This is a genomic window from Streptomyces sp. JLYT201 (genome assembly GCF_059448825.1).
On record NZ_CM182551.1, the window covers coordinates 7,114,315 to 7,139,511 of the forward strand.

Genomic DNA, 25,197 nt, shown 5'->3' on the forward strand with positions numbered 1-25,197 from the left:
CCCGCCTCAGCCGCGCAGCGCCAGCGCCTGCCCCGCCACCACGAGCAGCACGTGCTCGCACTCCGCGGCGAACGCGGCGTTCAGCCGGCCCAGTTCGTCGCGGTAGCGGCGCCCCGACGCGGTCGCGGGGACGATGCCGGAGCCGACCTCGTTCGACACCGCGACCACCGTGCGCCGCGCGGCCCGCACCGCGTCCGTGAGCTCCGTGACCCGCTTGCGCAGCGCGCGCTCGCCGCCGCCCGCCCACTCGGTGTCGTCCCACGCGTTCACGTCGTCCATCGCGTGCGTCAGCCACAGCGACAGACAGTCGATGAGCAGCGGCGGCCCCGGCTCGGCGAGCAGCGGCACGAGGTCGCAGGTCTCCGTGGTGCGCCAGGAGCCGGGCCGCCGCTCGCGGTGGGCGCGCACCCGCTCCGCCCACTCCTGGTCCCCGCCGCGCAGCCCGCCGGTGGCCACGTACAGCACGTCGGGAAAGGCCTCCAGGCGCCGCTCGGCCTCCACCGACTTGCCCGAGCGGGCGCCGCCGAGCACCAGGGTGCGGCGCGGCACGTCCGGCACGTCCTCGTACGCGCCGACCTCCAGGGTCGTGCCGTCCGGCACCGCCCGCGCCCCGGCCGCCGCGAGCCGCCGGGCCAGCTCGGGGCCCGGCGGCACCTCGTGGCCGATGTGCACGGCGATCACGTCCGTGGTCGGGCCCGACGCCCCGGCCGCCCGCAGCCGCGCGAGCCCGTCCGGGCGGCCCACGACGTCGGCCACGACCATGTCGTACACGACCTGCCCGCCGCCGTTCTCGGGGCCCACCCCCGCGGGCGCGCAGCCCGGCGGCAGATACAGCAGCCGCTCGCCGTCAGGCCCGGTCACCTCGTAGCCGGTGCCGGGCGCGTCCATCGCCACGGCCCGCACCCGGTGCCCGGTGAGCAGCGCCAGCTCGCGGCCGTCCGGCACCCGGCCCGGCTGTGGAAGGCCGGCGGGCACCTCCACGGCGGGCCCGTCGTGCGGATGCGAGAGCAGCACCTGGCGCACCCCGCCGAGCGTGTGCCCGGCGCGGGCGGCGGCGAAGGCGGCGCCCGGTGTCAGGTCGAGCAGCAGCACACCGTCCACGAGCAGGGCCGTCGCCGCCCGCGCCTGGTCGCCGAGCGCGGTCGCGCACGCGGCGCAGGGACAGCCGGGGCGGGGCAGCCCCTCGGGGGCTCCGGTGCCGAGCAGAGTCAGTTCCACAGGAAGATCCTCCCGCGTCGCCCCGCGCGCCGCGCGCCCGGCTAGGCTTCAAGCGGCTTCGGGACACCACTGGACCTCGGGAGGCTGACATGGCGGCATGGACGTGGCGGTTCGAGAAGGCGGACGGGACGGAGGTCCAGCCCGCGGTGCAGCCGGAGGAGTTCACCACGCAGGGCGACGCGGAGACCTGGATCGGCGAGCACTGGAAGGAGCTCGCGGAGGGCGGCGCGGACCAGGTGACGCTCTTCGAGGACACCTCGGAGATCTACGGCCCGATGAGTCTGCACGCGCAGGACGCGGCACAGGCCTGACGCGCCGGGCGCAGGACGCGGCGCGGGCCTGACGCGCCGGATCCACGAACGCGGAGGGAGGCGGGGCCCCGGGCCCCGCCTCCCTCCGCGCCGTCACATCTCCCCGAGGGTCACCTCGGCGGTCCGCTCGTCGCCGTCCCGTACGTACGTCACCCGCGTCCTGTCGCCCGGCTCGTCCCCGGCGAGCACCTCCGACAGGGAGGTGACCGTGGTGATCTCGTCGTCCCCGAGCCCGGTGATGATGTCGCCGGGCCTGATGCCCGCCTTGTCGGCGCCGCCGCCGCTCCTGACCTCGGCCACGGCGACGCCCGCGGGCCGGTAGTCGTCCCCGAGGACCGTGCGCCCGCTGATGCCGAGCGCGGCCCGGCCCGAGTCGGTGACCTTGCCGCTCTTCACGATCTGGTCGGCCACGGTACGCACCATCGAGGCGGGGATCGCGAAGCCGATGCCGGGTGCCGCGCCGTCGCCCATGTCCGGGTCGGTCGCGGCGAGGGTCGGGATCCCGATGACGTCGCCGTCGAGGTTCACCAGGGCGCCGCCGCTGTTGCCCGGGTTGATCGCGGCGGACGTCTGCACCATGTTCCCGATGGTGGCGCCGGTGCCGCCGCCCGCCCGGCCCTCGCTGACCGTGCGCCCGGTCGCCGAGACGATGCCCTGCGTGACGCTGGAGGACAGGCCGAGCGGTGAGCCCATCGCGAGCACGATCTGGCCGACCTCCACCTTCCCGGAGTCGCCGAAGTCGGCGGCCTTCAGGCCGCGCGGCACCTTGTCGAGCTTGATGACGGCGAGGTCCTGCTCCGGGTACGCCGACACGAGCGTGGCCGCGAGGGGCTGCTCACCGGTGGCCGTGGTCACCTTGAAGGTCTTCTCCCGGCCCACCACGTGCGCGTTGGTGACGATGTGCCCCTTGTCGTCGTAGACCACCCCGGAGCCGAGGCTGTCGGAGGCGTCGATCTGGACGACGGAGGGCAGCGCGTCCTTGATCACCTTCAGGTAGTCGTCCTGGAGGTCGTTGGCCGCGGCGGGCGCGGCGGCCTGAGTCGTCGACTCCTTGCCCCGGGAGCTCCCGCTCTCCCCGGCACACCCGGCCGCCACTGAGACCGAGATCAGCACCCCCGCCACCACGAACCCACGCGAAGCTCTCATACCCCCCGAGTCTCACCGCCACCGCCCCGACCGTCCTGCGGTACGGGGCCGAACAGGGGGCGCCCCCGCCGGAGCGGGGCCCGGGGCTAGTCGCGGGCGCCGCAGACGTGGAGGAGGGCGGCCACCGTGCGGTAGGGGTCGGTGCGTCCGGCCCGCTCCTCGGCGGCGAGGAGGGCGTCGAGCCCGGCCCCGGCGGCGGGCACCGCGTCGGAGAAGACCCGCACCCCGTACCAGGCCCGCAGCGGCGCGGCGATGCCCGCGAGCGCCCCGGAGACCGCGTCGAGCCGATGCGCCCGCGCACGCCCCCCGGAGGGGTCCTCGTAGGTGTCGGCGCCGAACGCGGCGAGCGCCCCGCCCCAGTCGCCCCGCAGCGCGGGGGCCATGGCCAGCGCGTCCGCGTTCCGCACGACCAGGGACAGCAGCCCGCCGGGGGCGAGGACCCGCCCCAGACCCGCGAGCAGCGCGTCGGGCTCGTCGACGTACATGAGCACGCCGTGGCACAGCACGACGTCGAAGCTGCCGGGCAGGAAGTGCACCCCCGTGTCCCGCCCGTCGCCCTCGACGAGGCGCAGGCGGGACCGGATGCCCTCCGGCTCGGCGGCCGCCGCGGCCCGCGCGGCGGCGAGCCCTTCGGCCTCCCGCTCGACGCCCGTCACCTCGTGTCCGGCACGGGCGAGGCGGAGTGCCTGCACCCCGTGCCCCATGCCGACGTCGAGCACCCGAAGCCGCCGTCCCACCGGGAACCGCGCCGCGATCTGCTCGTCCAGCTGCCGTGCCACCAGTTCCTGGCACACGGCCGTACGCTCTCCAGGGCCTGCGCCCTGGACCTCGCTCAGGGTCGCTCCCCGCGCTTGACCTGCGGCTTCGGCAGCCGCAGCCGACGCATCTGGAGCGAACGCATCAGGGCGTACGCGACGGCGCCCTTCTTGTGCTCGTCGGGGAAGCGCTCGTTCAGGCGCTTCTTCAGCCGGAAGCCCGTGACGATCGAGTCCAGGACGATCAGGACGATCACGACGAGCCACAGCAGCAGCGCGATGTTCTGCAGCTGGGCGACGCGGACCAGGCTCAGGACGAGGATGAGCACGGCCATCGGCAGGAAGAACTCCGCCACGCAGAACCGGGAGTCCACGAAGTCGCGGGCGTACTTGCGCACCGGGCCCTTGTCCCGCGGCGGCAGATACCGCTCGTCGCCGCTGGCCAGCGCCTGGCGCTGCTTCTCCATGTTCGCGCGGCGCTCCTCGCGCGACCGCTTGGCGGCCTCCTTGCGCGTCGTCGGCGTGTTCATCACGCTGCGGCGCTGCGACTGGGCCACGGCACGCTTGGGGGTGGGGCGGCCCTTGGGGGCCTCGGGGTCACGGGGGGCGGACGCGCTCTCGGCTACCGGCGCCTTGGCGGCCGGGGCCTTGTCGTCCTTGGATCGGCTACGGAACACAAAAGCCAAGGGTACGGGGTCGGCCGGAGGCGTGGGGCCGGAGGACCCCTTTCCCAGGGCTTTCCCGGGGCTTTCCGGGGGCTTTGCCGGGGGCGCACCGGGGCGGACCGGCGGGCGCATGGACGGGCGCCCTCCGGGGAACGATCCCGCCACACCGGGCGTCTTGCTGATGTGGCCGAGCGACAAAGGGGGCCGTCCCGGGCTGTTCCCGGGGGCGCACCTACTCCTTGCGCCGGAGGGGCGGGCGGAGCAGTCGTCCTTGGGGATGAGCGCATCCACCCGCGAACAGTGCGGTAATGGATACAGACCCCGTACCGTGGGTTCTGTTGCAGCAGCTGGAGCTGGAGTCCGTCAGAAGGGGGCGCGCGAAGCCCATGAGCGGTGTCATGAAGCGTATGGGGATGATCTTCCGCGCGAAGGCGAACAAGGCCCTTGACCGGGCCGAGGACCCGCGCGAAACCCTCGATTACTCGTACCAGAAGCAGTTGGAGCTGCTGCAGAAGGTGCGCCGCGGCGTCGCCGACGTGGCGACCTCCCGCAAGCGCCTCGAGCTGCAGCTCAACCAGCTCCAGAAGCAGTCCTCCACCCTGGAGGACCAGGGCCGCAAGGCGCTCGCGCTCGGCCGCGAGGACCTGGCCCGTGAGGCGCTCTCGCGCCGCGCGGCGCTCCAGCAGCAGGTCAGCGACCTGGAGACGCAGCACCAGACCCTGCAGGGCGAGGAGGAGAAGCTCACCCTCGCGGCCCAGCGCCTTCAGGCCAAGGTCGACGCGTTCCGCACGCGCAAGGAGACCATCAAGGCCACCTACACCGCGGCCGAGGCCCAGACCCGCATCGGTGAGGCCTTCTCCGGCATCTCCGAGGAGATGGGCGACGTCGGCATGGCGATCCAGCGCGCCGAGGACAAGACGGCCCAGCTCCAGGCCCGCGCCGGCGCGATCGACGAGCTCCTCGCCTCGGGCGCCCTCGACGACTCCTCCGGTCTCGCCAAGGACGACATCCAGACCGAGCTGGACCGGCTCTCCGGTGGTACAGATGTAGAGCTGGAGCTGCAGCGCATGAAGGCCGAGCTGGCCGGGGGTTCCAGCGCCTCGCCGAAGCCCGCCATCGAGGGCGGCCAGGGGCACCCGCAGGACGCGCCCCGCTTCGACAAGCAGTAGCCACCGCTCACGTCCGAGGAGGGCGTCATGATCGTAAGGATCATGGGGGAGGGGCAGGTGAAGCTGGCCGACGGCCACTTCGCCGAGTTGAACAAGCTGGACGACGAACTGCTCGAAGAGATGGAGGGCGGCGACGAGCCCGGCTTCCGCCGCACGCTCCACGCCCTCCTCGACAAGGTCCGCGAACTGGGGGAACCCCTCCCCGACGACGCCCTCGAACCCTCGGAACTCATCCTCCCCGCCCCGGACGCCACCCTCGCGGAAGTCCGCGACATGCTCTCCGACGACGGCCTGATCCCCGGCTGAGCACCTGCCGCCCGCTGGGGCCGAACACCGCCCCCCCGCGGCGGGCAATCGCCCCGGCCCCCCCCGCGCAGTGGGCAATCGCCCCGTTCCCCCCACGCTGTGGGCAATCGTCCCGCAGGGCGGGACGGGTGGGCACAGCACCCGGGCGCCGAGGAACCGTTCCACCAGGGCAGGGCAAGCCGGGGCCGCGGGGGTACGTCAACCCCCGCCCCCCTGAACCCGCTTTCCGTTCCCCCCGCCGGACGGCGCCCCGTACCGTTTAGCCGTGACCAACTTTGAACGGTGCCGCGGCTGGGCCAGAACGCACCCGTTGGCCGTGGACGCACTCCTCGCGGCCGCCGCCCTCGTCTTCATGGTCATCGGCTCCTTCGCCGAGCCTTACGGGGAGCAGGGCTCCAGCTGGAACGTGCACGCCCCGAGCGCCATGAGCATCACCCTCATGGTCGCCGGCGCGGCCGCCCTGGTCTTCCGCCGCCGCGCCCCGTGGGCGGTGCTCGCCGCCACCTCCGCGTTCTCCATCGTGGAGCTGGTGTCGACCGGCCCCCGCGCGCCGGTCGTGATGTGCGCCGTCGTCGCCCTGTACACCGTGGCGGCCCGCACCAACCGCCCCACCACCTGGCGCATCGGCCTGATCACCGTGGCCGGGCTCACCGGCGTCGCCATGGTCGCGGGGCCCCTGCCCTGGTACGGGCAGGAGAACCTCGGCATCTTCGCCTGGACCGGCATGGCCGCCGCCGTGGGCGACGCGGTGCGCAGCCGCCGCGCCTTCGTCGACGCCATAAGGGAGCGCGCCGAGCGGGCCGAGCGCACCCGTGAGGAGGAGGCCCGGCGCCGGGTCGCCGAGGAGCGGCTGCGCATCGCCCGCGACCTGCACGACGTCGTCGCCCACCACATCGCCCTGGTCAACGTCCAGGCGGGGGTCGCGGCGCACGTCATGGACAAGCGGCCCGACCAGGCGAAGGAGGCCCTCGCGCACGTCCGCGAGGCCAGCAGGTCCGCGCTCGGCGAGCTGCGCGCGACCGTCGGCCTGCTCCGGCAGAACGGCGACCCGGAGGCGCCCACGGAGCCCGCCCCCGGCCTGGCCCGCCTCGACGACCTCGTCGACACGTTCCGGCACGCGGGCCTGCCCGTGGAGGTGGCCCGCGGCGACAGCGGCCAGCCGCCTCCCGCCGCCGTGGACCTGGCGGCGTACCGCATCATCCAGGAGGCGCTGACGAACGTGCAGAAGCACGGGGGCGAGCGGGCCAAGGCGGAGGTCAGCGTGGTGCGGGTGGGACCGAACCTGGAGATCACGGTGCTCGACGACGGTGCGGGCGACGACGCGCAGCCCGTCGACGACCCCGACCGCGGCGGCGGACACGGGCTCCTCGGCATGCGGGAGCGCGTCAGCGCGCTCGGCGGGCGGTGCAGCGCGGGGCCCCGCTACGGAGGTGGTTTCCGCGTACATGCGATCCTGCCGGTCACGACCGTGAAACAGGGCGGCCGGGAGCACAGCCCGGCCAGGGGAGGGACCGCGTGACGATCCGGGTGCTGCTCGCCGACGACCAGGCGCTGTTGCGCAGCGCGTTCAAGGTCCTCGTCGACTCCGAACCCGACATGGAGGTCGTCGGCGAGGCCTCCGACGGCGCCCAGGCCGTGCGTCTCGCCAAGGCCGAGGCGGCCGACGTCGTCCTGATGGACATCCGCATGCCGGGCACGGACGGCCTCGCCGCGACCCGGATGATCAGCGAGGACCCGGCGCTCTCCCACGTACGCGTGGTCATGCTGACGACCTTCGAGGTCGACGAGTACGTGGTGCAGTCCCTGCGGGCGGGGGCGTCCGGGTTCCTCGGCAAGGGAGCCGAGCCCGACGAACTCCTCGGCGCCATCCGGATCGCGGCCGCGGGCGAGGCGCTCCTGTCGCCCACCGCGACGAAGGGACTCATCGCCAAGTTCCTGGCGCAGAGCGACGGTTCGAACGGGGACGCGCCCGGCCGCGGCGAGCGCCTCGACGCGCTCACCGGCCGCGAGCGCGAGGTCCTCGTCCAGGTCGCGGGCGGGCTTTCGAACGACGAGATCGCCGAGCGCCTGGAAGTCAGCCCGCTGACCGTGAAGACCCATGTGAACCGGGCCATGGCGAAGCTGGGCGCCCGCGACCGGGCCCAACTCGTCGTGATCGCCTACGAGTCGGGCCTCGTACGGCCGCGGGGCGACTGACGCCGTACAGCTGCCGGGCGGCGGCCGTACGGCGCACCGGCTACGGCAGCGCCAGCATCCGCTCCAGGGCCAGCTTCGCGAACTGCTCGGTCTCGCGGTCGACCTCGATGCGGTTGACGAGCTTGCCGTCGGCCAGGGACTCCAGGGCCCACACCAGGTGCGGCAGGTCGATGCGGTTCATGGTGGAGCAGAAGCACACCGTCTTGTCGAGGAAGACGATCTCCTTGCCCTCCGGCGCGAACCGGTTGGCCAGGCGGCGCACCAGGTTCAGCTCGGTGCCGATGGCCCACTTGGAGCCGGCCGGGGCCGCCTCCAGGGTCTTGATGATGTGCTCGGTCGAGCCGACGTGGTCCGCCGCCGCCACGACCTCGTGCTTGCACTCGGGGTGGACCAGGACGTTCACGCCGGGTATGCGGGCCCGGACGTCCTCGACCGACTCCAGCGAGAAGCGGCCGTGCACGGAGCAGTGGCCGCGCCACAGGATCATCTTCGCGGCGCTCAGCTGCTCGGCGGTCAGGCCGCCGTTCGGCTTGTGCGGGTTGTAGACGACGCAGTCGTCCAGGGACATCCCGAGGTCGCGGACGGCGGTGTTGCGACCGAGGTGCTGGTCCGGCAGGAAGAGGACCTTCTCGCCCTGCTCGAAGGCCCACTCCAGGGCCCGCTGGGCGTTCGACGACGTACAGATGGTGCCGCCGTGCTTGCCCGTGAACGCCTTGATGTCGGCGGAGGAGTTCATGTACGAGACGGGCACGACCTGCTCGGCGACGCCGGCCTCGGTCAGCACGTCCCAGCACTCCGCGACCTGCTCGGCCGTGGCCATGTCGGCCATCGAGCAGCCCGCGGCCAGGTCCGGGAGCACGACCTTCTGGTCGTCGGTGGTCAGGATGTCCGCGGACTCGGCCATGAAGTGCACGCCGCAGAAGACGATGTACTCGGCGTCCGGCCGGGCGGCCGCGTCCTTGGCCAGCTTGAACGAGTCGCCGGTGACGTCCGCGAACTGGATGACCTCGTCGCGCTGGTAGTGGTGGCCGAGCACGAAGACCTTGTCGCCGAGCTTCTCCTTGGCGGCGCGGGCGCGCTCCACCAGGCCGGGGTCCGACGGCGAGGGCAGGTCGCCCGGGCACTCCACACCGCGCTCGCTCCTCGGGTCGGCCTCGCGGCCGAGCAGCAGGAGGGCGAGCGGGGTCGGCTCGACGCCGAGGTCCACGGGGGCCGCGGGGGATTGGGCGGTGGTCACGTCACGCACCCTTTCTGTTCTGCAGACGATGCCTTTTCGTCTAATTGACGTTATCTATCATAACCGCTTCACGTCAGTTTGACGATGGCCATAGTGTCGATGTGACGCATCCCCTGTGTGTCCCCGTGTGCGAGCATGGGAATGAATTCGCGGCCACACCGGTTGGAACCGGTCGGCAAGCAGTCTCCGTACTACCCGGGAGCGATGTAGATGTCCGTATCGGACGAGACCACCACCGTCACCGACGGCATCATCCTGACCGACGCCGCCGCGGCCAAGGTCAAGGCGCTGCTCGACCAGGAAGGCCGTGAGGACCTGGCGCTGCGCGTCGCCGTTCAGCCGGGCGGCTGCTCGGGTCTGCGTTACCAGCTCTTCTTCGACGAGCGCGCGCTCGACGGCGACGTCGTCAAGGAGTTCGGCACCGTCAAGGTCGTCACCGACCGCATGAGCGCTCCCTACCTGGGCGGCGCCTCCATCGACTTCGTCGACACCATCGAGAAGCAGGGCTTCACGATCGACAACCCGAACGCCACGGGTTCCTGCGCCTGCGGCGACTCCTTCAGCTAAACCGTGCGGACGAAGGCGGCGGCTCCCCCTCGGGGAAGCCGCCGCCTTCGCGCGTCCGGAGCTCGTCCGGCCTGCGGGAGCTACGACCGCGGCGCGGGCTCGCCCTTCGCCACGCCCTCGCCGCGCGGCACCGCCGTGCCGCCGGGCGTGACGACCTTCCGGTCACCGAGCGGCTTGTCCAGGGTCACGGGCAGCGTGTAGAACTTCGCGAGCGCGATGCACACCTTGCCCTTCTCCTCCGTCGCGGTGACCTTCACGGTGACCCGTCCGCCGCTCTCCCGCGCCGACGCCTCGTACGTGCTGCACACCCCGCCCGTGAAGTGCACGGTCAGCGTCCGCCCGGACGCGGTGTAGCCGTCGACCTTGATGTCGCTGGTGTAGGTGTCGCCCTTGGTGTCCGGCTCCGGCTCGGGGTCGCCCGGCGCTCCGGGCGCCGTCAGATACGCGGGATCCACCGCCGGGTGCTGCACCGTGTAGGAGTCCCGCGCACCCTGCGGCCTGGCCTCGAACAGCCACGACGGCACGAGCGTCTGCCGCCCGGCCACGAAGTGCGCGGCCAGGCCGAACGTGGCGCCCTCCACGGCGATCGGCTCCTGCTTCGGCGGCACGGTCGGCGTGCAGCGCACCTCGTCGCGCCTGGTGACCCCGTCGCCCTTGGCACCCTTGTCGCTCTTGTTGCCCTTGTCGCCCTGGTGCGGCACCGGCGTCGCGCAGCCGCCGATGCTCACGCCGCCGCCCTTGCCCGACGCGTTCAGCAGGGCGAGGGCCTCGGCCGCGCCCACGACCGGATACGTCGCGCCCTTGTGCGGCTTCGCGAGCTGGCCGCTGCCGCCCACCACCTCGCCGTCCGGGCCCACCTGGATGCCGGTCGACCAGCCGTACGTCGGCAGGCCGTCCACCTCGGGGTCGGCGTTCACCACCCGTACGGAGCCCATGAGCTGACGGGCGTCCAGCTTGGCGCCGTCCTGGCCGATGGCCTTCAGGACGGGCGCGGCGGCCGCCTCAGCGTCCCCCACACTGACCGGAGTGCCGCCGTCCAGCTCCGTGTCGGTCCTGGGCGGGCACGGCTTGCCCTTCAGGCAGTTGTCGCCGCCGCCCGGCTCGGACCGGGTGAACGACCAGGTGCCGGGGGCCTTGCGGGCCACCTGGAGCGAGGGGCCCGAGCCGTCGTTCGCCGGGCCGAGCCGCCAGGAGTCGCCCTGCGCGGTCGGCGTGCCGGACAGGCCGAGCGCCTTGGCGAGCCGGACGACCCGGTCCTTGCCGACCTCGCCGCGCGGCTCGTACACGGCGGCCTCGTCGGGGCCGTCGGGCAGCTCGCCCACGGCCCGGTAGGTCGCGCCCGAGGGGTCGGGCTCGCCCGGGGCGATGCCTTCGGACGTGGCGGTGCCGCCCCCGCCATTGGTCCCGTCCGTGCGATCCGTCCCGGAATCAGAGTGTCCGCCTGATCCGTCCGCGTACCCGTCCAGGGCGAGCGGCGGGGGCGGCCCGCCGTCGCCCGCCGGGGTGTCGTCCTTGCCGGACGGGTCCATGGCGAGATAGGCCCCGCCGCCGCCCGCCAGCAGGACCGCGGCCGCCACCGACGCGACCACCAGCGAGGGCCGTCGCCGCCGTCCGTCCTGTGCCTGCTCGGTGCTCACCGCATCGCTCCTTCGCGTGCCCGGCCGTCCTCACGAGCCTGCACGGCGGTCCGCCACGGCGCACGCGCGCCACGGCGTCCCGTCGTACATGACATCCCCCCGACGGGGGACGGCGATGGGACGCGGCGGGGGAGCGAGCGGTTCCCTCGACCGGTCCCGGGCCCCTCGCGTCCCAGCCCGGTGCGCCTTTCGTCCCGTGCGCCTCAGTCCCCGTACTCGGACATCCCGTCGAGGAGGCGCGCGGACGCGGCCGGGACCGTCACGCCGTGGATCCGGGACGGCGGTACGGGCGTCCCGGCGGGCACCGCGGGCACGGCCCAGTGCCGGACCATGCGCGTGCAAGCACCACGCAATGCCTCCCAGGTCTCGACTCCCTGCTCGGAAGCCTGCGGCGCTGCGCTGTCCTGCGGAAAGAGGGTCATACCGGAACCGTATGCACCGCTGAGCCCAAGGAGAAAGACCTACTATCGGGTATTTTCAGCCGTTCATCGTTCCGGGTCCGACCGGATAGCGTTAACCGTCAACCGCCCACGCGACGTCCGTCACCGCCTTGACCACGAGGGCGGTGCGCCGCCGCTACACGCCGCAGGAGCTTCCAGCCGTGCGTATCGCAGTCACCGGCTCCATCGCCACCGACCACCTGATGACCTTTCCCGGCCGCTTCGCCGACCAACTGGTCGCCGACCAACTGCACACGGTCTCCCTCTCGTTCCTCGTCGACGCCCTCGATGTCCGCCGTGGTGGCGTCGGCGCCAACATCTGCTTCGGCATGGGTCAGCTGGGCACCCGGCCCGTCCTGGTCGGCGCCGCGGGCCCCGACTTCGACGAGTACCGCGCCTGGCTCGACCGGCACAACGTGGACACCGAGTCGGTGCGCATCTCCGAGACGCTGCACACCGCCCGCTTCGTCTGCACCACGGACGCCGACCACAACCAGATCGGCTCCTTCTACACCGGCGCGATGAGCGAGGCCCGCCTCATCGAGCTGAAGACCGTCGCCGACCGCGTGGGCGGTCTCGACCTCGTGCTGATCGGCGCGGACGACCCCGAGGCGATGCTGCGCCACACCGAGGAGTGCCGCAGCCGGGGCATCCCCTTCGCCGCGGACTTCTCCCAGCAGATCGCCCGCATGAACGGCGACGAGATCCGCACCCTCATGGACGGCGCCACCTACCTCTTCTCCAACGAGTACGAGAAGGGCCTCATCGAGTCCAAGACCGGCTGGTCCGACGAGGAGATCCTGGGCAAGGTCGGGCACCGGGTAACCACCCTCGGCGCCAAGGGCGTGCGCATCGAGACCGCCGGGCAGGACCCGATCGAGGTCGGCGTGCCGCAGGAGGAGGCCAAGGTCGAGCCGACGGGCGTGGGCGACGCCTTCCGCGCCGGGTTCCTCTCCGGGCTGATCTGGGGCGTGTCGCACGAGCGGGCGGCGCAGGTCGGCTGCATGCTCGCGACGCTGGTCATCGAGACGACGGGCACGCAGGAGTACGAGCTGCGGCGCAGCTCGTTCATGGACCGCTTCGCCGTGGCCTACGGCGAAGCCGCCGCCGCGGAGGTCCGCACCCACCTGGCCTGACCCCGGGCCGGTCCTCACCCGCCCGCCCCTGAGGGGGCGGGCGGACGGGGGAGAGGGCCTCAGGCGCGGCGGCGTACGACATAGGCGGTACCGAGCCCCCGGGGCTCGGCGCCCACGTACTCCTGGCCCTGCGTCCAGCACCACGCCGGGATGTCCACGGCGGCCACCTCGTCGTCCGCCAGGACGGTCACCGTGCCGCCGGTCCGTACCCGCGGCAGCGCCTTGGCCAGTTCGATGACGGGGTGCGGGCAGCGCTCGCCCAGGGCGTCGACGGTGAGCTCGTCGAGCGCCTCGGCCGGGGCGGCGTCGGACACCGGCGCGCCCAGCTTCGCGCGGACCCGGGCGACGGCGTCCGGCAGCACCTCCAGGAAGCGCTCCACGTCCGCCTCGCCCGTGCCGAGCGGCAGCGACACCCGTACGTTGCCCTCGCTGAGCACCCCCATCGCCTTGAGGACGTGGCTCGGCGTGAGCGTGCTGCTGGTGCAGGAGGACCCGGAGGAGACGGAGAACCCGGCCCGGTCCAGCTCGTGCAGGAGCGACTCCCCGTCGACGTAGAGACAGGAGAAGGTGACCAGGTGCGGAAGGCGCCGCACGGGGTCGCCGACGACTTGGACGTCCGGTACGAGACCGGGCACCCGGGCCCGGATCCGCCCGGTCAGCTCGCGCAGCCGGGCCTCCTCGGCCGCCGCCTCGGCCCGCACCGCCCGCAGCGCCGCGGCGGCCGACACGATCGCCGGGATGTTCTCGAACCCGGCCGACCGGCCCGACTCCCGCTCGTCCACCGGCCCTTGGGGCGCGAAGCGCACGCCCTTGCGGACGGCGAGGAGCCCGACGCCGGACGGGCCGCCCCATTTGTGCGCGCTCGCCGTGAGCAGCGACCAGGGCCCGTCCACCGGCCCCCACGCCAGCGACTGCGCCGCGTCCACGAGCAGCGGCACCCCGGCCGCCCGGCACGCCGCCGCGACCTCGGCCACCGGCTGACGGGTGCCGACCTCGTGGTTGGCGGACTGCAGACAGGCGAGCGCGGTGTCGTCGCGGAGCGCGGCCGCGTACGCCGAGGCGCCCACCGCCCCCGCGCGGTCCACGTCCACCTCGGTCACCGTGCCGCCCGCCCGCTCGTGCGCCGCGGCCGAATGGAGTACGGCGGAGTGCTCCACCGCGGACACCACCAGATGCCGCCCCGCGCGCCGCCGCCCGGCCAGGGCCCCCGCCATGCCGTCGTACAGCGCCCGCGTCCCCGACGTGGTGAACACCAGCTCGTCCGGGCGGCAGCCCACGGCCTCGGCGGCGGCCTCCCGCGCCGCGTCAAGCAGCAGCCGCGCCCGCCGTCCTTCCCGGTACAACCGGGAGGGGTCCGCCCACCCCTCGTCCAGGGCGGCCTGCAGGGCCTGACGGGCCACGGGATGGAGGGGGGCGGACGAGGCCGCGTCGAAGTAGGACACGCGGTAACGCTAAGACCTCCGGCCGGGCGGCAGTGTCCCGAGGCCCCGTCAGAAGGCGGCCCCGGAGGGGCGACCGCCCCCCTTCGGAGTGACCCGCGGCGCGTTAGGCACCCTCCCCGCGCGACCCCAAATAGCGTCCAGTAGGGTTTGGTCCGCATAAACATCCAAACCCCTGCCCGACGCAGGGCGGCGACCGACCAGCGAGAAGGCCGCAGCCGAACCGCGCGGGCGAGACTCTCGGGAAGGCGCTACGTGAGTCCCAACGGCTCCGACCGCTCGCCGCGGCGCCCGATGCGGCGGAAGCTGCTGCAGGCACTGACTGCGGGCCTGGTCCTGGTAACCGCCACCGGTTGCACATACAAGGACTTTCCCCGCCTGGGTATGCCGACCCCGGTCACGGAGGAGGCTCCGCGGATCCTCTCCCTCTGGCAGGGCTCGTGGGCGGCTGCGCTCGCCACGGGCGTGCTGGTCTGGGGCCTGATCCTGTGGAGCGTCATCTTCCACCGGCGCAGCCGCACCAAGGTGGAGGTCCCTCCGCAGACCCGTTACAACATGCCCATCGAGGCGCTGTACACGGTCGTCCCCCTCATCATCGTCTCGGTGCTGTTCTACTTCACCGCCCGTGACGAATCGAAGCTCCTCGCGCTCGACGACAAGCCGGCCCACACCATCAACGTGGTCGGCTACCAGTGGAGCTGGGGCTTCAACTACATCGAGGACGTTCCGGGCTCCGACAAGGGCGACGCCAAGACGTCCAAGGACCTCGACGCCATTCCGGACCGCTTCCGCAAGGACTTCCCGGCGAACGCCGGCGGCGTCTACGAGGTCGGTACGCCCGGCGAGCGGAACCCGCAGAACGGCAACCCCGGTCCGACCCTCTGGCTCCCCAAGGGCGAGAAGGTCCGCTTCGTCCTGACTTCGCGTGACGTCATCCACTCCTTCTGGGTGGTGCCGTTCCTCATGAAGCAGGACGTCATTCCGGGCCACACCAACGCCTTCGAGGTGACTCCCAACAAGGAGGGCACCTTCATGGGCAAGTGCGCCGAGCTCTGCGGCGTCGACCACTCCCGGATGCTCTTCAACGTCAAGGTCGTCTCCCCCGAGCGCTACAAGAAGCACCTCGAAGACCTCGCGAAGAAGAACCAGACCGGTTACATCCCGGCCGGCATCGAGCAGACGGGCCACGAGAAGAACCGGGAGACGAACAACCTGTGAGCATCCTCAACGAACCCCAGGGTGCCGCCGCAGCGAACGACTCGTACGAGGACGAGCTGCCGGTCAGGCGCAAGCAGCCGGGAAACGTCGTCATCAAGTGGCTGACCACCACTGACCACAAGACGATCGGCACGCTCTATCTGGTCACGTCGTTCGCGTTCTTCTGCATCGGCGGTGTGATGGCGCTCTTCATGCGCGCCGAGCTCGCCCGTCCCGGCACGCAGATCATGTCGAACGAGCAGTTCAACCAGGCGTTCACGATGCACGGCACGATCATGCTGCTGATGTTCGCGACGCCGCTGTTCGCGGGCTTCGCGAACTGGATCATGCCGCTCCAGATCGGCGCCCCCGACGTCGCCTTCCCGCGGCTGAACATGTTCGCCTACTGGCTGTACCTGTTCGGCTCGCTGATCGCGGTCGGCGGCTTCCTCACGCCGAACGGCGCGGCCGACTTCGGCTGGTTCGCCTACAGCCCGCTGTCGGACGCGGTCCGCTCGCCGGGCATCGGCGCGGACATGTGGATCATGGGTCTGGCCTTCTCCGGCTTCGGCACGATCCTCGGCTCGGTCAACTTCATCACCACGATCATCTGCATGCGCGCGCCCGGCATGACGATGTTCCGCATGCCGATCTTCACCTGGAACGTGCTGCTGACCGGTGTTCTGGTCCTGCTCGCCTTCCCGGTCCTGGCGGCCGCGCTGTTCGCCCTGGAGGCGGACCGCAAGTTCGGTGCCCAGATCTTCGATCCGGCCAACGGCGGGGCCCTGCTCTGGCAACACCTCTTCTGGTTCTTCGGCCATCCAGAGGTGTACATCATCGCCCTACCATTCTTCGGAATCATTTCCGAGGTCATTCCGGTCTTCTCCCGGAAGCCGATGTTCGGCTACATGGGCCTGGTCGGCGCGACCATCGCGATCGCCGGTCTGTCGGTGACCGTGTGGGCGCACCACATGTACGTCACAGGCGGCGTGCTCCTGCCGTTCTTCTCCTTCATGACGTTCCTCATCGCGGTACCGACCGGTGTGAAGTTCTTCAACTGGATCGGCACGATGTGGAAGGGCTCGCTGAGCTTCGAAACTCCGATGCTCTGGGCGGTCGGCTTCCTGATCACCTTCACCTTCGGTGGTCTGACCGGCGTCATCCTGGCCTCGCCGCCGATGGACTTCCACGTCTCCGACTCGTACTTCGTGGTCGCGCACTTCCACTACGTCATCTTCGGCACCGTGGTGTTCGCGATGTTCTCCGGCTTCCACTTCTGGTGGCCGAAGTTCACCGGCAAGATGCTCGACGAGCGGCTCGGCAAGATCACGTTCTGGACGCTGTTCATCGGCTTCCACGGCACGTTCCTCGTCCAGCACTGGCTGGGTGCCGAGGGCATGCCGCGCCGCTACGCGGACTACCTGGACGCCGACGGCTTCACCGCCCTGAACACGATCTCGACGATCGCCTCGTTCCTGCTCGGCCTGTCGATCCTGCCGTTCTTCTACAACGTGTGGAAGACCGCCAAGTACGGCAAGAAGGTCGAGGTCGACGACCCGTGGGGCTACGGCCGCTCGCTCGAGTGGGCGACGTCCTGCCCGCCGCCGCGGCACAACTTCCTCACCCTGCCGCGGATCCGCTCCGAATCCCCGGCGTTCGACCTGCACCACCCTGAGATCGCCGCGCTCGACCAGCTGGAGAACGCCGGTCACGGTGAGAAGGCTGCCGTGGCCGGTGGCAAGGAGGCCGGCAAGTGAAGATCCAGGGCAAGATGTTCATCTGGCTGAGCGTCTTCGTACTGGCCATGGCGATCGTCTATGGCTGGTGGTCGAAGGAGCCCGCCGGAACCACCGCGCTCTTCCTGGCCTTCGGCCTGTGCATCATGATCGGCTACTACCTGGCCTTCACGGCCCGGCGAGTCGACGCTGCCGCGCAGGACAACAAGGAGGCCGACGTCGCGGACGAGGCCGGCGAGGTGGGCTTCTTCAGCCCGCACAGCTGGCAGCCGCTGTCCCTGGCCGTCGGTGGCGCGCTCGCCTTCATGGGCGTCGTCTTCGGCTGGTGGCTGATGTACTTCTCGGCCCCGATCATCCTGATCGGTCTGTGGGGCTGGGTCTTCGAGTACTACCGCGGCGAGAACCAGAACCAGTAGGGACTCCCGCACCCCAGGGGCCCGGACACTCCGTCAGGAGCGTCCGGGCCCCTGGCCGTTTCCGCCGCCGACCCCCGTCCGCCTTCCGGGTGAACCCTCGGACGGGTCACTCACCGCGCACGGCGTGTCATCCCTTCATACCGTGTGGTCATGAGCCACTCTCCGCGAATCCGCACGGTACTGAGCTGCACCCTCCTTGTGGTCGCCGTCGGCACGGTCACCACGGCCTGCGGGGCTGGCGGCCATCCGCTCTCGGCGAAGCCGTACGACGCGGCGGGCCAGATCGCCTTCAACGGCCCCGCGGGCAGCAGCGGGAAGGCCGACCCGGACAAGCCCCTCGAAGTCACCGCACAGGGCGACGACGGGCGCATCACGGACGTCACGGCCACCGACCAGCAGGGCCGCTACGTGGCGGGCGAACTCTCCGCCGACGGCACCCGCTGGCACAGCACGGTCCCCCTGGCGGCGGGCGCCCACTACACGGTGCGGGTGAGCACGGAGGACGACGAGGGCTCGCCCGGCCGCAAGGTCCTGGCCCTCGACACCGCGGCGGCCGCCAAGAAGAGCCGGCTGAAGGTCACCTTCGGCCCGGAGGCGGGCAAGTACGGCGTCGGCCAGCCCGTCACCGCCAAGCTCAGCGCCCCCGTCAAGGCCAAGGCGGCCAGGGCCGTCGTCGAACGGGCGCTCAAGGTCCGCTCACAGCCCGCGACGGAGGGCTCCTGGCACTGGGTGGACAGCAGGACGCTGCACTACCGCCCCAAGGAGTTCTGGCCCACCCACGCCACCATCGAGGCGTACTCCAACCTGGAGGGCGTGAAGGTCACCGACAAGCTGTGGGGCGCCGAGTCCAAGCCCCTGAAGCTGACCACCGGCGACAAGGTCGTGGCCGTCACGGACGCCGCCTCGCACTGGATGACGGTCTACCGCAACGGCGAGGAGATCAACTCCATCCCGGTCACCACCGGCAAGCCCGGCTACTCCACGCGCAACGGCATCAAGGTGGTGCTCGGCAAGGAGTACGCCGTACGGATGACCAGCGCCAGCATCGGCGCATCGGACTTCTACGACAAAATGGTCTATTACGCGACGAGGGTCACCGACAGCGGCGAATACGTCCACGCGGCCCCCTGGTCGGTGGACTCCCAGGGCTACGCCAACACCAGCCACGGCTGCACCGGCATGAGCACGGGCAACGCCGCCTGGTTCTACGAGACGGTCCGCCAGGGAGACATCGTCGAGGTCGTCAACAGCTACGGCGCCGACATGGACCACTTCGGCAATGGCTACGGCGACTGGAACGTCCCCTGGAAGACCTGGCGCAAGGGCAGCGCCCTCCTGGCGGACACCAAGGCGGGCCGCGCGGCACTGGCGGCGGCCCGCCTGCGCCCCCAGTCCGTGTAGGGGGCGGGCGGGAGCGGGGCTCCTAGGCGCTCAGGGCGGCCCTGGAGCGCAGCAGGGAGGCCAGGGCGGCGGCGAACTCCACCGGCTCGACCGGCAGGGTCACCGCCGCCTCCGCGCGGCTCCAGGTGGCCAGCCAGGCGTCCTGCGGCCGCCCCATGAGCAGCAGCACGGGCGGGGCCTGGAAGACCTCGTCCTTGATCTGGCGGCAGACGCCCATGCCCCCCGCGGGCACGGCCTCGCCGTCGAGCACGCACACGTCGATGCCGCCGTGGTCGAGCTCCTTCAGGACCGCGGGCAGCGTCGCGCACTCGACGAAGCGGACTTCGGGGACGTCGGCGGCCGGCCTGCGCCCGGCCGCGAGGCGGACCTGTTCCCGGGTGCTCGCGTCATCGCTGTAGATCAACACTGTGGCGGTCGGCTGCATGGTTCCTCCGCTTCGTCGAGGGATCTCGCGCGGATGCTACTCCTCCCGACACCCCGTCAACACCGGTTCGGACAGTGCCGCGATGGGCCATCCGGGCAGGACACAGGCCGCAGACACTCCGAACGGCACCCCCCGGGGTGAGGGCGGGATAAGCGACCGACATAATGTCGGTCGTGGCGACAGCAACGACAGTAGACACCGGGCACGCGCACCCGCCGGTCAATCGACCGAACCTCACCAGCGTCGGAACCATCATCTGGCTGAGTTCCGAGCTGATGTTCTTCGCGGCCCTCTTCGCGATGTACTTCACCCTGCGATCGGTGACCGGTCCCGACCACTGGAAGGAAATGGCCGATGCCCTGAACTTCCCGTTCTCGGCGACCAACACCACGATCCTGGTGCTTTCCTCCCTCACCTGTCAGCTCGGCGTGTTCGCCGCCGAGCGCGGTGACGTGAAGAAGCTCCGGATGTGGTTCATCGTCACCTTCATCATGGGTGCGATCTTCATCGGCGGCCAGGTCTTCGAGTACACCGAGCTGGTCAAGCACGAGGGCCTTTCGCTCTCGTCCGACCCGTACGGCTCGGTCTTCTACCTGACCACCGGCTTCCACGGACTGCATGTGACGGGCGGCCTCATCGCCTTCCTGCTGGTCCTCGGCCGTACGTACGCGGCCAGGAGGTTCACCCACGAGCAGGCGACCGCCGCCATCGTCGTGTCCTACTACTGGCACTTCGTCGATGTCGTCTGGATCGGCCTCTTCGCCACGATCTACATGATCAAGTAGTCGGCGCCGGGGTCGGGGCGGCACCGCTTCGCCCGCAGAACCCGACGTACCGACACATTCCAGAAGCATCGACGCAGAAGATCCTGACACCGGGGTAATCCGTGAAAAAGCTCTCCGCACGACGACGCCATCCGCTGGCGGCGGTCGTCGTCCTACTCCTCGCGCTGGCGGCCACCGGGGGGCTGTACGCCGCGTTCGCGCCGGCGGACAAGGCGCAGGCCGACGAAACCGCTCAGTCCCTCGCCATCGACGAGGGCAAGAAGCTCTATGCCGTGGGCTGCTCCAGCTGCCACGGAACCGGCGGTCAGGGCACCACCGACGGCCCGAGCCTGGTCGGCGTCGGCGCCGCCGCTGTCGACTTCCAGGTCGGCACCGGCCGCATGCCGCTGCAGCAGCAGGGCGCCCAGGCGCCGAAGAAGAAGGTCATCTACAGCCAGGCCGAGATCGACCAGCTGGCCGCGTACGTCGCCTCGCTCGGCGCCGGCCCCTCCGTGCCGACCGAGAAGCAGGTCGACCCCAAGGGCGCCGACATCGCCAAGGGCGGCGAGCTGTTCCGCACCAACTGTGCCCAGTGCCACAACTTCACCGGTGAGGGTGGCGCGCTGACCCACGGCAAGTTCGCACCGAGCCTCGAAGGCGTCAGCAAGAAGCACATCTACGAGGCCATGCAGACCGGCCCGCAGAACATGCCTTCCTTCCCCGACACGACCATGCCGGAGAAGAACAAGAAGGAAATCATCGCGTACATCGACGCGGTCAACAGCGAGAAGACCGAGAGCCCCGGCGGTCTCAAGCTGGGCGGTCTCGGACCGGTCAGCGAAGGCCTCTTCGCCTGGATCTTCGGCCTCGGCGCGCTGATCGCGGTCGCCGTGTGGGTCGCCGCCCGGACCGCAAAGGCCAAGAAGTCATGAGTAGCCAAGAAACCCCAGAAGAGAACCTGCCCAGCGAGCAGGAGTCCGCGCACGGCGCGGTGGCCGTCGCCGAGGACCCCTTCGCGGACCCGGGCCTGCCGCCGCACGAGCACCGCGTCCAGGACATCGACGAGAAGGCCGCCCGGCGCTCCGAGCGCACGGTCGCGATGCTCTTCACGATCTCGATGCTGGCGACCGTCGGCTTCATCGCCTCCTACGTGGCGTTCCCGGTCGAGAAGAGCGTCTACATCTGGCCGATCGGGCACATCAGCGCGCTGAACTTCGCGCTCGGCATGACCCTCGGCGTGGCGCTGTTCTGCATCGGCGCGGGCGCGGTCCACTGGGCCCGCACCCTGATGTCCGACGTCGAGGTCGCCGACGAGCGGCACGCGATCGAGGCCGAGCCCGAGGTCAAGGCCAAGGTCATGGCGGACTTCGCGGACGGCGCGAAGGAGTCCCAGCTCGGCCGGCGCAAGCTGATCCGCAACACCATGTTCGGCGCGCTGACCCTGGTCCCGCTGTCCGGTGTCGTCCTGCTGCGTGACCTCGGTCCGCTGCCGGAGGACAAGCTGCGGCACACCCTGTGGTCCAAGGGCAAGCTGCTCGTGAACATGAACACGAACGAGCCGCTGCGTCCCTCCGACGTCGCCGTCGGCTCGCTCACCTTCGCCAAGCCGGAGGGCCTGGAGGAGCACGACCACGACTTCCAGACCCAGATCGCCAAGGCCGCCCTGATGATCGTCCGGCTCCAGCCCGACGACATCAAGGACAAGCGCGAGCTGGCGTGGTCGCACGAGGGCATCGTCGCGTACTCCAAGATCTGCACCCACGTGGGCTGCCCGATCTCCCTGTACGAGCAGCAGACGCACCACGTCCTCTGCCCGTGCCACCAGTCCACCTTCGACCTCTCCGACGGCGCCCGAGTCATCTTCGGCCCCGCCGGTCACGCCCTTCCGCAGCTGAAGATCGGCGTGAACGAGGAGGGCTACCTCGAGGCGCACGGCGACTTCGAAGAGCCCGTCGGTCCTGCCTTCTGGGAGCGCGGATGAGCACCGAGAACACCACGGCGACGGCGGCCCCGTCGACCGATTCACGCAAGAAAGCGCCCGCCGGCGAGCGGGTCGCGGACTGGGCCGACGGCCGGCTTGGGATCTACTCCCTGGCCAAGGCCAACATGCGCAAGATCTTCCCGGACCACTGGTCCTTCATGCTCGGTGAGATCTGCCTCTACAGCTTCATCATCATCATCCTCACGGGTGTGTACCTGACGCTGTTCTTCCACCCGTCGATGAACGAGGTGGAGTACCACGGCAGCTACGTGCCCCTGCAGGGCCAGCTGATGTCCGAGGCGTTCAACTCGACCATGCACATCTCCTTCGACGTGCGCGGTGGTCTGCTGATCCGGCAGATCCACCACTGGGCGGCGCTGATCTTCCTCGCCGGCATGTTCGTGCACATGATGCGCGTGTTCTTCACGGGTGCGTTCCGCAAGCCCCGTGAGGTCAACTGGCTGTTCGGCTTCCTGCTGTTCGTCCTCGGCATGTTCACCGGCTTCACCGGTTACTCGCTGCCCGACGACCTGCTCTCCGGCACCGGTGTCCGCTTCATGCAGGGCGCGATCCTGTCCGTGCCGATCGTGGGCACGTACCTGTCGATGTTCCTCTTCGGCGGGGAGTTCCCCGGCGGTGACTTCGTCGCGCGGTTCTACTCGGTGCACATCCTGCTGCTGCCGGGCATCATGCTCGGCCTCGTGGTGGCGCACCTGATCCTGGTCTTCTACCACAAGCACACGCAGTTCGCGGGCCCCGGAAAGACCAACAAGAACGTCGTCGGCATGCCGCTCCTTCCGGTCTACATGGCCAAGGCCGGAGGCTTCTTCTTCCTGGTCTTCGGTGTCATCGCGGCCGTCGCGGCGATCGCCTCGATCAACCCGATCTGGGCCATCGGCCCGTACCGCCCGGACCAGGTGTCCACCGGCGCCCAGCCCGACTGGTACATGGGCTTCGCCGAGGGTCTGATCCGTGTCATGCCGGGCTGGGAGATCAACCTCTGGGGCCACACGCTGGTCCTGGGCGTGTTCATCCCGCTGGTCATCTTCCCGCTGGTCCTCGCGGCCATCGCCGTCTACCCGTTCATCGAGTCCTGGGTCACCGGCGACAAGCGCGAGCACCACATCCTGGACCGCCCGCGCAACGCCCCGACGCGGACCGCGTTCGGTGTCGCCTGGGTGACCGCGTACATGATCATGCTGGTCGGTGGCGGCAACGACCTGTGGGCCACGCACTTCCACCTGTCGATCAACGCCATCACCTGGTTCGTCCGGATCTTCTTCTTCGTCGGACCGGTCATCGCGTTCGTCGTCACCAAGCGGATCTGCCTGGGCCTCCAGCGCCGCGACAAGGACAAGGTGCTGCACGGGCGCGAGTCCGGCATCATCAAGCGCCTGCCGCACGGTGAGTTCATCGAGGTGCACGAGCCGCTCGACCAGGACCAGCTGCACACCCTCACCGCGCACGAGCAGTACAAGCCGCTGGAGATCGGCCCGACGGTCGACGAGAACGGTGTCGAGCGCAAGGTGACGGGCTCGCAGAAGCTGCGGGCGAAGCTGTCCAAGGGCATGTACGGCGAGGACAGCCAGATCCCGAAGCCGACGGTCGACGAGTACAAGGAGATCACGAGCGGCCACGGCCACCACTGACCCTTAGGTCCCCGACCGTTGCAGGTCGCCACGGCGAGAGCCCCGTCCAGGTGTTGGACGGGGCTCTTCGCCGTCCCCGGGCTGGATAGGGTGGGGGCACCCGCAGCGGCGGGACGACCCCCTCGACGAACACAGACGAACACACAGGAGCGGCCATGAGCGCTGTGACCCCCGCAGGAGGCGACACCGCGGCGGCCCGTTCCTGGCCCGACGTGCTGAACGGACTCCTCGACGGCCGCGACCAGAGCGCCGACGACACGGCCTGGGCGATGGACCGCATCATGCGCGGCGAGGCGACCGACGCGCAGATCGCGGGCTTCGCCGTCGCGCTGCGCGCCAAGGGGGAGACCGTCGAGGAGATCTCCGGTCTCGTCCGCGCCATGTACGCGCACGCGCACGTCATCGACGTCCCCGGGCCGAGCGTCGACATCGTCGGCACCGGCGGCGACGGCGCCAAGACCGTCAACATCTCCACCATGTCCGCGATCGTCGTCGCCGGGACCGGCGCGAAGGTCGTCAAGCACGGCAACCGGGCGGCCTCCAGCGCGTCCGGCGCCTCCGACGTCCTGGAGAAGCTCGGCGTCAATCTGGAGCTGACGCCGCAGCGGGTGCGCGAAGTCGCGGACGAGGCCGGGATCACCTTCTGCTTCGCGGTGAAGTTCCACCCGGCGCTGCGCCATGTGGCCCCCGCGCGGCGCGAGCTGGGCATCCGCACCACGTTCAACTTCCTCGGCCCGCTGACCAACCCGGCGAAGGTCCGGGCTCAGGCCACCGGTGTCGCGGACGCGCGGATGGCGCCGATCCTCGCGGGCGTGCTCGCCGAGCGCGGCTCCTCCGCGCTCGTCTTCCGCGGCGACGACGGCCTGGACGAGCTCACCACCACGGCCACCTCCCGGGTGTGGGTGGTGCGCGACGGCGGCGTCCGCGAGGAGGCCTTCGACCCGCGCGACGTCGGTGTCGACCTGGTTCCCATCGAGGCCCTCCGGGGCGCCGACGCCTCCTACAACGCGGAGGTCGCGCGGCGGCTCCTGGACGGCGAGACCGGTCCCGTGCGCGACGCGGTGCTGCTGAACGCCGCGGCGGCGCTCGTCGCCCTGGAGCCGGGCGCGGGCCCGCTCGTGGAGCAGCTCCGCGCGGGCATGACGAAGGCGGCCGAGTCCATCGACTCCGGCGCGGCGAGGGCGGTGCTGGCGCGCTGGGTAGCCGCCAGCAACGCCTGAGCCCCGCCCGTAAGAGGCGCGGGGAACTGCGCGACCAGCCCCCACAAAGCCGCAGACGCGTCTGCCCTCAGCAGACGCGTCTGCGGCTTTTCGCGCGCTGAGCGCGCAGTTCCCCGCGCCCCTTCGGGGCACCTCGACCCAGCCCGGTTGACGGGGCCCGCCGGTCCGGATCGTGGACGGCGGTGTT

At 71.0% G+C, this 25,197-nt stretch carries 25 protein-coding genes; 16 read left to right on the forward strand and 9 right to left on the reverse strand.

Annotation, left to right across the window (positions count from 1 at the left end):
* Window positions 1-6: 6 nt before the first annotated feature.
* On the reverse strand, window positions 7-1,218 hold the full coding sequence (locus AC5WAM_RS30070; protein ID WP_366791373.1) for a bifunctional adenosylcobinamide kinase/adenosylcobinamide-phosphate guanylyltransferase: 1,212 nt from the start codon (window positions 1,216-1,218) through the stop codon (window positions 7-9).
* An 89-nt stretch (window positions 1,219-1,307) separates the two neighbouring features.
* On the opposite strand from AC5WAM_RS30070, the gene AC5WAM_RS30075 reads away from it, so the two are divergent.
* Complete coding sequence (locus tag AC5WAM_RS30075) at window positions 1,308-1,529, forward strand: hypothetical protein (protein WP_138959311.1); 222 nt, start codon at window positions 1,308-1,310, stop codon at window positions 1,527-1,529.
* Window positions 1,530-1,622: 93 nt separating this feature from the next.
* On the opposite strand, the gene AC5WAM_RS30080 is transcribed toward AC5WAM_RS30075, so the two are convergent.
* From AC5WAM_RS30080 to AC5WAM_RS30090, 3 genes are all read right to left on the reverse strand, one after another.
* Window positions 1,623-2,675 (reverse strand): S1C family serine protease, encoded by a 1,053-nt coding sequence (locus AC5WAM_RS30080; protein WP_495519468.1) that lies wholly within the window; start codon window positions 2,673-2,675, stop codon window positions 1,623-1,625.
* Between the two features lie 86 nt (window positions 2,676-2,761).
* Entirely contained in the window at window positions 2,762-3,454 is a 693-nt protein-coding gene (locus AC5WAM_RS30085; protein WP_366791460.1) for a class I SAM-dependent methyltransferase, read from the reverse strand.
* 53 nt (window positions 3,455-3,507) lie between these two features.
* Window positions 3,508-4,227: a DUF3043 domain-containing protein gene (locus tag AC5WAM_RS30090; RefSeq protein ID WP_495519469.1), complete on the reverse strand. Its 720-nt coding sequence runs from the start codon at window positions 4,225-4,227 to the stop codon at window positions 3,508-3,510.
* Window positions 4,228-4,481: 254 nt separating this feature from the next.
* Between AC5WAM_RS30090 and AC5WAM_RS30095 the strand changes: the two genes are divergently transcribed.
* The 4 genes from AC5WAM_RS30095 to AC5WAM_RS30110 all read left to right on the forward strand — a co-directional run bounded on the left by AC5WAM_RS30095 (window position 4,482) and on the right by AC5WAM_RS30110 (window position 7,766).
* Window positions 4,482-5,264, forward strand: a complete 783-nt coding sequence (locus tag AC5WAM_RS30095) for a PspA/IM30 family protein (protein WP_242728630.1) — start codon at window positions 4,482-4,484, stop codon at window positions 5,262-5,264.
* A gap of 27 nt (window positions 5,265-5,291) precedes the next feature.
* On the forward strand, window positions 5,292-5,570 hold the full coding sequence (gene pspAA / locus AC5WAM_RS30100; RefSeq protein WP_138959307.1) for a PspA-associated protein PspAA: 279 nt from the start codon (window positions 5,292-5,294) through the stop codon (window positions 5,568-5,570).
* A gap of 265 nt (window positions 5,571-5,835) precedes the next feature.
* Complete coding sequence (locus AC5WAM_RS30105; protein WP_366791370.1) at window positions 5,836-7,089, forward strand: sensor histidine kinase; 1,254 nt, start codon at window positions 5,836-5,838, stop codon at window positions 7,087-7,089.
* Entirely contained in the window at window positions 7,086-7,766 is a 681-nt protein-coding gene (locus AC5WAM_RS30110; protein ID WP_366791369.1) for a response regulator, read from the forward strand. Before AC5WAM_RS30105 ends, AC5WAM_RS30110 begins: the two co-directional genes overlap by 4 nt.
* Before the next feature lie 40 nt (window positions 7,767-7,806).
* Here the strand turns inward: AC5WAM_RS30110 and nadA are convergent, their stop codons facing one another.
* The gene (nadA, locus tag AC5WAM_RS30115; protein WP_375256692.1) at window positions 7,807-9,012 is read right to left on the reverse strand and encodes a quinolinate synthase NadA; all 1,206 of its coding nucleotides are present in this window, start codon (window positions 9,010-9,012) and stop codon (window positions 7,807-7,809) included.
* 201 nt (window positions 9,013-9,213) lie between these two features.
* On the opposite strand from nadA, the gene erpA reads away from it, so the two are divergent.
* Window positions 9,214-9,570 carry an iron-sulfur cluster insertion protein ErpA gene (gene erpA / locus AC5WAM_RS30120; protein ID WP_138959304.1) on the forward strand — a complete coding sequence of 119 codons (357 nt, stop codon included), beginning with the start codon at window positions 9,214-9,216 and terminating at the stop codon, window positions 9,568-9,570.
* A gap of 80 nt (window positions 9,571-9,650) precedes the next feature.
* Here the strand turns inward: erpA and AC5WAM_RS30125 are convergent, their stop codons facing one another.
* Window positions 9,651-11,207, reverse strand: a complete 1,557-nt coding sequence (locus AC5WAM_RS30125; RefSeq protein WP_495519470.1) for a hypothetical protein — start codon at window positions 11,205-11,207, stop codon at window positions 9,651-9,653.
* Window positions 11,208-11,410: 203 nt separating this feature from the next.
* Entirely contained in the window at window positions 11,411-11,629 is a 219-nt protein-coding gene (locus AC5WAM_RS30130; RefSeq protein WP_495519471.1) for a hypothetical protein, read from the reverse strand.
* A gap of 179 nt (window positions 11,630-11,808) precedes the next feature.
* On the opposite strand from AC5WAM_RS30130, the gene AC5WAM_RS30135 reads away from it, so the two are divergent.
* Entirely contained in the window at window positions 11,809-12,783 is a 975-nt protein-coding gene (locus AC5WAM_RS30135) for a carbohydrate kinase family protein (RefSeq protein WP_172384091.1), read from the forward strand.
* Window positions 12,784-12,842: 59 nt separating this feature from the next.
* Here the strand turns inward: AC5WAM_RS30135 and AC5WAM_RS30140 are convergent, their stop codons facing one another.
* Complete coding sequence (locus tag AC5WAM_RS30140; protein WP_495519472.1) at window positions 12,843-14,225, reverse strand: cysteine desulfurase/sulfurtransferase TusA family protein; 1,383 nt, start codon at window positions 14,223-14,225, stop codon at window positions 12,843-12,845.
* A 252-nt stretch (window positions 14,226-14,477) separates the two neighbouring features.
* Here AC5WAM_RS30140 and ctaC point away from each other — a divergent pair, with 252 nt between their 5' ends.
* The 4 genes from ctaC (at window position 14,478) to AC5WAM_RS30160 (ending at window position 18,972) form a co-directional block, all read left to right on the forward strand.
* Window positions 14,478-15,440, forward strand: a complete 963-nt coding sequence (gene ctaC / locus AC5WAM_RS30145) for an aa3-type cytochrome oxidase subunit II (RefSeq protein ID WP_138959299.1) — start codon at window positions 14,478-14,480, stop codon at window positions 15,438-15,440.
* Window positions 15,437-17,176, forward strand: coding sequence for an aa3-type cytochrome oxidase subunit I (gene ctaD, locus AC5WAM_RS30150; RefSeq protein WP_138959298.1), 1,740 nt, complete (start codon window positions 15,437-15,439; stop codon window positions 17,174-17,176). Before ctaC ends, ctaD begins: the two co-directional genes overlap by 4 nt.
* On the forward strand, window positions 17,173-17,571 hold the full coding sequence (locus AC5WAM_RS30155; RefSeq protein ID WP_366791366.1) for a cytochrome c oxidase subunit 4: 399 nt from the start codon (window positions 17,173-17,175) through the stop codon (window positions 17,569-17,571). Before ctaD ends, AC5WAM_RS30155 begins: the two co-directional genes overlap by 4 nt.
* A 150-nt stretch (window positions 17,572-17,721) precedes the next feature.
* On the forward strand, window positions 17,722-18,972 hold the full coding sequence (locus tag AC5WAM_RS30160; protein ID WP_366791365.1) for a L,D-transpeptidase: 1,251 nt from the start codon (window positions 17,722-17,724) through the stop codon (window positions 18,970-18,972).
* 22 nt (window positions 18,973-18,994) lie between these two features.
* On the opposite strand, the gene AC5WAM_RS30165 is transcribed toward AC5WAM_RS30160, so the two are convergent.
* Window positions 18,995-19,396 carry a DNA-binding transcriptional response regulator gene (locus AC5WAM_RS30165; RefSeq protein ID WP_366791364.1) on the reverse strand — a complete coding sequence of 134 codons (402 nt, stop codon included), beginning with the start codon at window positions 19,394-19,396 and terminating at the stop codon, window positions 18,995-18,997.
* Between the two features lie 164 nt (window positions 19,397-19,560).
* Here AC5WAM_RS30165 and ctaE point away from each other — a divergent pair, with 164 nt between their 5' ends.
* The 5 genes from ctaE (at window position 19,561) to trpD (ending at window position 25,010) form a co-directional block, all read left to right on the forward strand.
* Entirely contained in the window at window positions 19,561-20,181 is a 621-nt protein-coding gene (gene ctaE / locus AC5WAM_RS30170; RefSeq protein WP_138959294.1) for an aa3-type cytochrome oxidase subunit III, read from the forward strand.
* A gap of 101 nt (window positions 20,182-20,282) precedes the next feature.
* Window positions 20,283-21,092, forward strand: a complete 810-nt coding sequence (gene qcrC, locus AC5WAM_RS30175) for a cytochrome bc1 complex diheme cytochrome c subunit (RefSeq protein ID WP_030679525.1) — start codon at window positions 20,283-20,285, stop codon at window positions 21,090-21,092.
* Entirely contained in the window at window positions 21,089-22,141 is a 1,053-nt protein-coding gene (qcrA, locus tag AC5WAM_RS30180; protein WP_366791363.1) for a cytochrome bc1 complex Rieske iron-sulfur subunit, read from the forward strand. Before qcrC ends, qcrA begins: the two co-directional genes overlap by 4 nt.
* Window positions 22,138-23,790, forward strand: coding sequence for a cytochrome bc1 complex cytochrome b subunit (gene qcrB / locus AC5WAM_RS30185; RefSeq protein ID WP_366791362.1), 1,653 nt, complete (start codon window positions 22,138-22,140; stop codon window positions 23,788-23,790). The genes qcrA and qcrB overlap by 4 nt, the downstream gene beginning before the upstream one ends.
* A gap of 155 nt (window positions 23,791-23,945) precedes the next feature.
* Window positions 23,946-25,010, forward strand: a complete 1,065-nt coding sequence (trpD, locus tag AC5WAM_RS30190) for an anthranilate phosphoribosyltransferase (RefSeq protein ID WP_495519473.1) — start codon at window positions 23,946-23,948, stop codon at window positions 25,008-25,010.
* Window positions 25,011-25,197 lie beyond the last annotated feature (187 nt).